We start from the raw sequence: 7,526 nt of genomic DNA, 5'->3' as shown, positions 1-7,526 counted from the left end.
GTGCTCAGCACCAGCGGAGCACTCCTGCGAGACCTGACCCTCGACCCGACCCGGGACTACCAACCACAGGCCCGAACGTGAACGATGTCGCGGGACACCTGTGAACGGTGTCCCGCGACATCGCACTGGTGTCCGAGGGGCGTCACGCTACATACACACACGCCTGACAGCGTTGTCGACGACGCCTGGAAACTGACCCCCTCGCGGACGGGCGGGTTCCACGGCTTGTCGCAACACTCCTTGCAGGCGAGGGGTGTGCGAGTGGGACGGCGAGGCCGCAACAAACGACAACCTGATCTCGATGCCGAGTACTGGAAGCTGCTGGAGTCCGGCGTCGGCACCGTCGCCGCCTGCAAGCTGCTGGGCATCGGCCGCAAGACCGGCTACCGGTGGCGGGTCGAGAACGGCGGCCTACTACCGGGCCGGCTGGGCGAGGACGGGCTGATCATCGGCCCGACGTTGCAGCAGGCGGAGGAGAGGGCTCTCGGTCGGCCCGATCTCCGGCGCCCTGTCCGGCATTCGCGGTGGTGGCTTTCCGTGCAAGGTGGGTGCTTCAGCCCGATGCCTGGACCGCGGCACGCCCATCGGGCGCCGGCCCTCACCCGGTCACCGGTCTTAGTCCGGTTCCTCCATGCCGAGGGGCACGACAGGAAGTGGAGGGAGGGACTCAACACCTGCCGGGTCGGAGCACCGGGGAGCGGGACGGCCGGGGCCGATGAGGTTCTCGAGCACATCGGGGCTGAGAGCGGCTCGCGCCTCCTCGCAGACGCTCCGCTCGAGGACCGCTCCCCACAGCCGTACGGTGCCATCGTGGCCGCCGGTCGCCAGGCGTGATCCGTCCGGCGTGAACGCGATGGCAGTCAGCTGGGTCTCGGGATGGACCACGGTCCCTAGCGGCGCACCTCGTTCGCCATCGATCAGCACCACGGTTCCCTGTTCCACCGCGGCGGCCGCCAGGACCGGGGCACGCGGGTGCCACGACAGCTGACCGACACGACCGAGCATCCCCGTGGCCGTCACGGTCTCAACTCCATCGGAGACGTCGTAGAGGTAGACCCTACCCTGGGCGCCGACACTCGCCAGGCGGGATCCATCCGGTGACCACGCGAGGACGCTGTGAGCACGCCCCTCGCCTAGGGTGGTCAGCAAACTGCTGTCCGCGAAGTCGAACACCCGGATCGACTCCGAGTCCCCGATGGCCAGCCTGTCACCGCCCGGGGACCAGCTCACCGTGACCAGCGACTCGGGTCGCGCGCTGAGGGGCGGCCCGACGGGTACACCGGCGTCAGCGTCCCACAGCCACACGCTGCCGTCATCGCTGATGCTGGCAAGCCATGGCCACCGCGGCGACCACGCGACGTCCCGGACGTTCGGATGGCCGGTCAGGGTGGAGATCTCCGCACCGCTGGTGACATCGAGAATCTGGATGGGATCGAAACGGCTGTCGATACCGCCGACGATCGCTAACCGGGAACCGTCCGGCGCCAGTGACGTGCTGAGCGCGTCGAAGTCGTGCTCCGTGACGATTCGGCCGCTCCCGGCTCCATCGTCCATGTCCCGCACCTTCACCTTGCCCTCCCAGTCGCCGCTCACCAGCTGCGCACCTTGCCCCGACCAAGCGAGGACGGAGACCTCTCCGGTGTGCTGCACGGCGACCGTGGAGTGCAGGGTCGCCATCGGCGTGAGGGCCCAGATGCGCATCGTGCCGTCGACGGCGCCGGTCACGAGCCGATCGCCAGCGGGCGACCAGTCGATGTCAACGAGACGCGAGTCGGCGAGGAAGGACCCGGTCTCGTGGTCGTGAGCTGGTTGACCGATCCGGTCTCCGGTCGCCGCATCGAACAACTGGACGTCGAAGCCGACTGCCGCCAACAGGTTCCCGTCGGGAGACCAGGCGACGTCCTCGGACAACTCCTCGTCGACGACCTGGCGATCGGGTGTTCGCTCGCCGAGCGTCCAGAGCGTCGTCCCGGCCAAACCCGCACCGGCCAACCGTGAGCCGTCGGGCGACCACGTCAGCTCACTGATCCAGCCCCCGTCGCCCGGCAGCGGTGGCCCAACGGCGGCGCCGGTGCTTGTGTCCCAGATCCGTACGGCGCCACCCGCGAAGCCGGCGGTAGCCAGCCGTGTCCCGTCCGGCGACAAGGCAAAGGTTTCGACACCGCCCGAGCGGATCGTCAAGGGCTGTCCGACCGGTCGCCCCTGAACGACGGAATGGATCAACACAACGTTCCCCGGACCGGCCGAGACCAGTCGGGCGCCGTCCGATGACCAGGCGACGGCTCCCTGGGTCGTCAGTGGTTCCCCGGGGGGGTGGGCATCCTCCCCGACGGGGGGCCCGAGTGGGCTCCCACTCGATGCGTCCCAAACCACCACCTCGGTGTCCATGTCTGCGGTTGCCAGATGCTTGCCATCCGTAGACCAGGCCATCGCGTAGACCTCGTGTTCGTCGGGAGCGACATGGAGCGGCGCGAGCGGCCGGCCGGTTGCGTCGTCGCGAAGTTGCCATCCGTTGGCGCTCGCAACAGCGATCCCGGAGCCGTCGGGGACCCAGGAGACGTCTGTCCATCCCGTAGATGTTGTGATCGCTGGGCTGACCGGGCGTACCGGCAGCCCGGCGGTGCGCTGCACGGCGTTGGCGTAGGCGGCGCGCGCCTCGGGCAGGGGCTGCTCCGTACGCAACTCGGCCTCGACGGCGAGGGCCACCGCCTCATAGGGATTGGTGGCCCGGTCCGCCCGTGCCGCCAGCTCACGTGCCTCTGCCATTGCAGTCTGGCGGCGTGCTTCATCTCGCTGAGAGACGAAGAGAAAGGACGCGGTGATCGCTGCCGCGGTGACCAGGGCCATGGCGGTCACCGCGGTGTTGCGTACCCGCGACCAGGTGCGCTGCTGCCGTAGTTCCTCGCCGACCAACTCTTCCTTGGCCCGCCCGTGCAGGAGAGCGGCGATGTTCGCGACGCGATCCTGGAAGACGGGATCGCGCAGCGTCGTCCGCCCCGCCCCTATGGCCGCGCGAAGATCTGTCCACCGCGGTTCATGCTGGTAAGCACCGAACAATGCAGGTGGCAGCGCCGTCGTCCTCGACCGGTCGAAGTCGTCGGCCTCGTCGTCCCACCAGATCTCGCCGTCGGCCAGGACCAGCAGCAGCCGGTCTGCACCGCGCTGCTCGAGCCACCAACGGATCTCGCGATCTACCCATGTGGAAGCCGCAGCAGCCGGCGAGACGATCAGGATAAGCCACTCGGAATCGTGCATCGACGACTGAATGCTCGCCCACAGGTGCGGAGTCGCGGTCAGGCTCGTGTCGTCACGGAACACCGCGAATGCCGGTCGCCGGTACCACGCCCGACCGAGCCGGTGCAGCGCTCGTTGCAGTGCCAGCGCCAGCGGCCGGTCCTGGTGGCTGTATGAGATGAAGGCGCGGTACCGACGCACCGACCCGGAGTTCTCCGGGGACGACATCAGTTCTCGAGTGCCCTGCACGCCTTCACCGTCTCCGGTCCGAGGCCCTCTTCGTGCGAGCACGTGATGTGTCCGCCGTAGTCGACGACCGACCACCCTCCCGCGGCCTTGCGCAGGTAGACGGGAAGGTCGTCAACTGCCGCATCCGGTGCCGACGTCTTAGCGACCAGAACCACACGGGCATAGTCGTTGCGACAGTGAGTCACCCTCACCTCTGCAATCTCCACCCCTTCGGCGATGGGGATCGCTCGCTCGATAGTTGGTCGCAGCTCGCTGACCGGGCATCCGGCCGGATCCCCGACGACGGTGGGCGGCGGGTCGGCGGTGACCGACACGGACCGTGTCGGCGGCGCAGCCGAGAGACTGTCGGGCGACTCGTCGTCCCCTGCACAAGCTGGCAGGAGGAGGAGCACGGCGAGGCTCGCCAAGGAGCCGCGGCGGGACGAAGACGAGCGAGCTGTGCCACGGCACCTACCGCCACCTTTCGTTCCACCCACCCATGCACCACCTCGAGAGGCCGGCCCTCGACGTCGTTGATCGGACACTGTCAACCCACGCAAACTCGACGCATCCGCCCCGGCGGCCTGCGACGACAGGCCGGGGGCGGAGCACCTGGGACGGTGCCGTCGTCATGGTCTCGACATGGCGTCACAGGCGCGTCACCTCGCGAATACGGTTGCGCCCTCGCTCGGTACGGAGCGACACAACCCTTCGAACGAAAAGGCTGCCGAACGCATGGCCGAAGGGGATGAACACCGCAGAGCGCCGGCACGGCCAGCGATGCCGACCTCCCGACGAGCCGCGATTGTCTTCCTCGATTGCATTCCTCGACTCCCGACGGATCGGTGTCCGAGCAGCCTTTCGATGACTGGCGCTGCGATCCCTCTCGTGGGCTCAGCGGCCGCCAGCCACGGGCGGCTCGGGCTCGACGCGGGTCGGTTGGCTGCGGGCGACCACGTCTTCGGCCGTCTTGGCGGCCTCGGCCGCCGCCTCGGAGACCAGTTGACCCCATTGGCTGATCTCCCGCGTGAAGATGTCCTCCACGCGGGAGACGTCGCCTTCCACGTCTGCATCAGCAGCGCGGGTGGTCCAGTTGATCTCCTCCACGGCAAGATTTCGGGCGGCGTCGGTGTACAGCTTCGTCAATTGCGGGAATCCGATTAGCGCTTCGAAGCCCGTGACGGCAACCGCCAAGGCCGCCAGCAGGGCCGCGGCGACGGCGAGTGCGCCACGCAGCGTGGGCTCCGTGAACTGCCCGGCGATGCTGGTGAGGGCTGCGAGCCCGAGGAGTGTGTTGCGGGCGGCGACCGCCTGCCGATGCGCCGCTTCGTACTCCTTGCGTCGGTCTTCGTAGTACTTCTTCTGATCCTCGATCCGCAGCGCCTGATAGAGCGACCGGAATTCGCTGTCCCGATCGGTCATGAGGGCTCCATGCCGAATCGAATGGCGACGACGGCACGTCGCAGGTTGGCCTCCGCGTCGGCGTCGGCGCCGGCGTAGGGCCCAGTCCGTGACAGGAAGAGGAAGTACAGAGCCCGGAGCCGTTCGGCCTTGGCCCGTTGATCCAGGTACCCCTGCAGGTCGTTCAGCTCGCGCGTCGCCCGACCGGCCGCAGCCAGGATGACCCCGAGCACTGCCAAGAGCAGGCCCGGCCACCGGTGATCAGCGAACAGCGCCTGCAGGGCGCCGAGTCCGGTGAGGGCTGCGGAGCCCAGCAGGACGATCACCTGCTGTCGCCGGTAGGAATTCTGGTACCGAAGCGCAGCCACGTCCGCTTCGACGAACGCGGCCGCGACCTGCCGGTCGAGCACTTGGAAATCAGGAGCCAATGACGGGTATCCAGCGCGTTTGTCAGGTGGGATGACCGGCCAAGAGGCTGCGGGAGCGCGGAGCTTCGGGAACCGGACGAGCAGCTGCGGTCGCATCGCGCCTCCCTGGATGGAGGAATCGCCCGAGCCCCGAGGCGATCTGTGAAGCGACGTGATTCTTCTCCGTGTGAGGGGTCCGGAACGATCGGGTGTGCGCGACGGCAGCAGATTAGGCGTGACTTGCCGAGGGCGACTCCTGCAGTACCAGCTGCAGGGTCCGCGCGAGCCCCTCGGGAGCGTCCAAGGACGTGATACGGGTGAGTGGGGAGGTGGCGATCGGTACGGCTCGGCGATCCCCTGTGTCCCCAGCGGCTGCTGCGGCCAGAGCGTCGGCGGTGCGTCCCGTTCCGGCGAGCACTATCACCGGCCGGCCGCCGGCCAGGCTTCGCTCGACATCGGAGTAGGTGATCTCGCCGCCGTTGACCACGAGCGTCGCGGACGGCTTCTCACCGCTGATCGCGGTTGCGACAGCCGCGAGCCAAGGCGACTCGTCGCCCCAGGTTCTGCCGGGCACGAGGATGGCATGCGTGTGATGCGGCTCGAGCTCTGCCCTCTGTCCACCGTCCGGCTCGGCACCGAGCGGCGGGGCGACGACCGTTCCTGCGGCAGCAACCCCCACGAGGGGAAAGCCGGCTCGCAACTGTGACCGAGCTCGGCCAATGACGCGCATGATTCCCGCATCGGTCCCGCCGTCGACCATGGCCGCTCGGCAGCCCTCCAGAACCGGAATCACCGCGGAACGAAAGATCTCGTCGACGTGCTGGAGATGCGTCTGATCCATGCCGGCTGCCCCGCCGACCAGGACGAGTACGGGTCGACCCCGCGAGATGCCCAACCGATCGACCGCCATGGGAAGTTCCGCGACCACATTGACGCGTTGGAGAGGAATCCCCGCGGCCTCCCAGGTCATCGCGGGTTCAGACGAAGACATCCCAGCCTCCTTCGCGGGTCTCCGCCTGACGCCGCCGCTGTGCGCAGAGTATCGGCGCGGCTCGACTGCGGGAGCGAAACTTGGTTTCCACGAACGGCACACCGCCCCGGCTACGGGCTTCGGCGGGGGCCCCGGAAGGTGTGGTCGCGGTCCGGGGCGCACGATGAGTTGCCGACGGCGGCTGGATGGAGAGCGTCCTGCCCGCTGGTCAGGCCGATGCTGCCGGACGAGTGGCGGCAAGGATTCGACGACGCTCTTGTCCGAGGAGGTGTCTGAGTTCAAGACATCATGCACACCTGTCTCGCGACAACATTCACACCCTGACGCGAGGGGTGTGCCATGGGGATGCCACAGCTGCTGGTCACCGCGGCCCTGGCGGAGGGCCGGACCGAGAGTGAGGTCGCCCGGACTACGGGGTCAGCCGCCGCTGGGTGATCACCCTCGTCCAGCGCTGCCTCGCCGACGGCGAGGTCGGGCTGCAACCCCGCTCGCGGCGGCCACCCACCAGCCCGAACCACACCGCCCACGACCTCGAGGACGAGATCGTCGCGATCCGCAAGGACCTCGACCGCGACGGCCATGAGTCCGGCGCCGCCACCATCGCCGCCCACCTGGAACGCCGGCACGGCACCAGCCCGGCGGTGTCCACCATTGGCGGATCCTCACCGCCCGCGACTTCGTCACCCCGCAGCCGCACAAGCGACCCAGGAGCTCCTACGTCCCCTTCGAGGCGGTCCAACCCAACGAACGCTGGCCGGCCGACATCACCCACTGGCCGCTGGCCGACAGCACCGATGTCGAGATCTGCCACTGGCTCGACGACCACTCCCGCTTCTGCCTGGCAGGCCGCCGGATGCGGTCAAGGAGTCGCAGGGAGTCGATGGTGACGCTCTGCGCTAAAGGGACGAACTGGCCGTCGTCGAGGAGTGCGGCGTGATCGTGGGCGACGGCCAGGACGCCGCCACCTCGGTGGCAGCCTTGTCGTCTTCTGTCATTGACCGCACTGCCGCGAGCCAGTCGCATGAGTTGGAGTGCGGGCATCACCCGACGTGCGTGAGCGAACCGGGTCGGCCGAACCCGGGCCCCGAGCCGAGTCCTGGCTCGCCAGCCGCGCAAGCCGCTAGCTGTAATGCCCAGCGGGACTGCCCCCAGTTGAGTTGACTCCTTGCCTGTGAGGCCCTGGCCTCGCTGGAAGGATCAGCAGCGTGCCCAAGCCGTTCCCGCCGGAGTTCCGGCGTGACGTCATCGCCGTGGCCCGCAAGGGC

6 protein-coding genes are annotated in these 7,526 nt (G+C 68.5%); 1 reads left to right on the top strand and 5 read right to left on the bottom strand.

Features of this window, described 5'->3' with window-relative positions; genetic code table 11:
• Nucleotides 1–615: 615 nt before the first annotated feature.
• From ACI797_RS27710 to ACI797_RS27690, 5 genes are all read right to left on the bottom strand, one after another.
• Nucleotides 616–3,483, bottom strand: a complete 2,868-nt coding sequence (locus ACI797_RS27710) for a toll/interleukin-1 receptor domain-containing protein (RefSeq protein WP_456864069.1) — start codon at nt 3,481–3,483, stop codon at nt 616–618.
• Entirely contained in the window at nt 3,462–3,797 is a 336-nt protein-coding gene (locus ACI797_RS27705; RefSeq protein ID WP_456864066.1) for a hypothetical protein, read from the bottom strand. The genes ACI797_RS27710 and ACI797_RS27705 overlap by 22 nt, the downstream gene beginning before the upstream one ends.
• Nucleotides 3,798–4,356: 559 nt before the next feature.
• On the bottom strand, nt 4,357–4,884 hold the full coding sequence (locus tag ACI797_RS27700) for an SLATT domain-containing protein (RefSeq protein ID WP_456864063.1): 528 nt from the start codon (nt 4,882–4,884) through the stop codon (nt 4,357–4,359).
• On the bottom strand, nt 4,881–5,273 hold the full coding sequence (locus tag ACI797_RS27695; RefSeq protein WP_456864060.1) for a DUF4231 domain-containing protein: 393 nt from the start codon (nt 5,271–5,273) through the stop codon (nt 4,881–4,883). Before ACI797_RS27695 ends, ACI797_RS27700 begins: the two co-directional genes overlap by 4 nt.
• Before the next feature lie 226 nt (nt 5,274–5,499).
• Entirely contained in the window at nt 5,500–6,240 is a 741-nt protein-coding gene (locus tag ACI797_RS27690; RefSeq protein WP_456864057.1) for a hypothetical protein, read from the bottom strand.
• Nucleotides 6,241–6,692: 452 nt separating this feature from the next.
• Here ACI797_RS27690 and ACI797_RS27685 point away from each other — a divergent pair, with 452 nt between their 5' ends.
• A complete protein-coding gene (locus tag ACI797_RS27685) occupies nt 6,693–7,148 on the top strand; it encodes a hypothetical protein (RefSeq protein WP_456864054.1) in 456 nt (151 codons plus the stop codon).
• Nucleotides 7,149–7,526 lie beyond the last annotated feature (378 nt).

This window comes from Geodermatophilus sp. SYSU D00691 (genome assembly GCF_054050275.1).
This window is presented reverse-complemented; position numbering and strand designations above follow the sequence as displayed.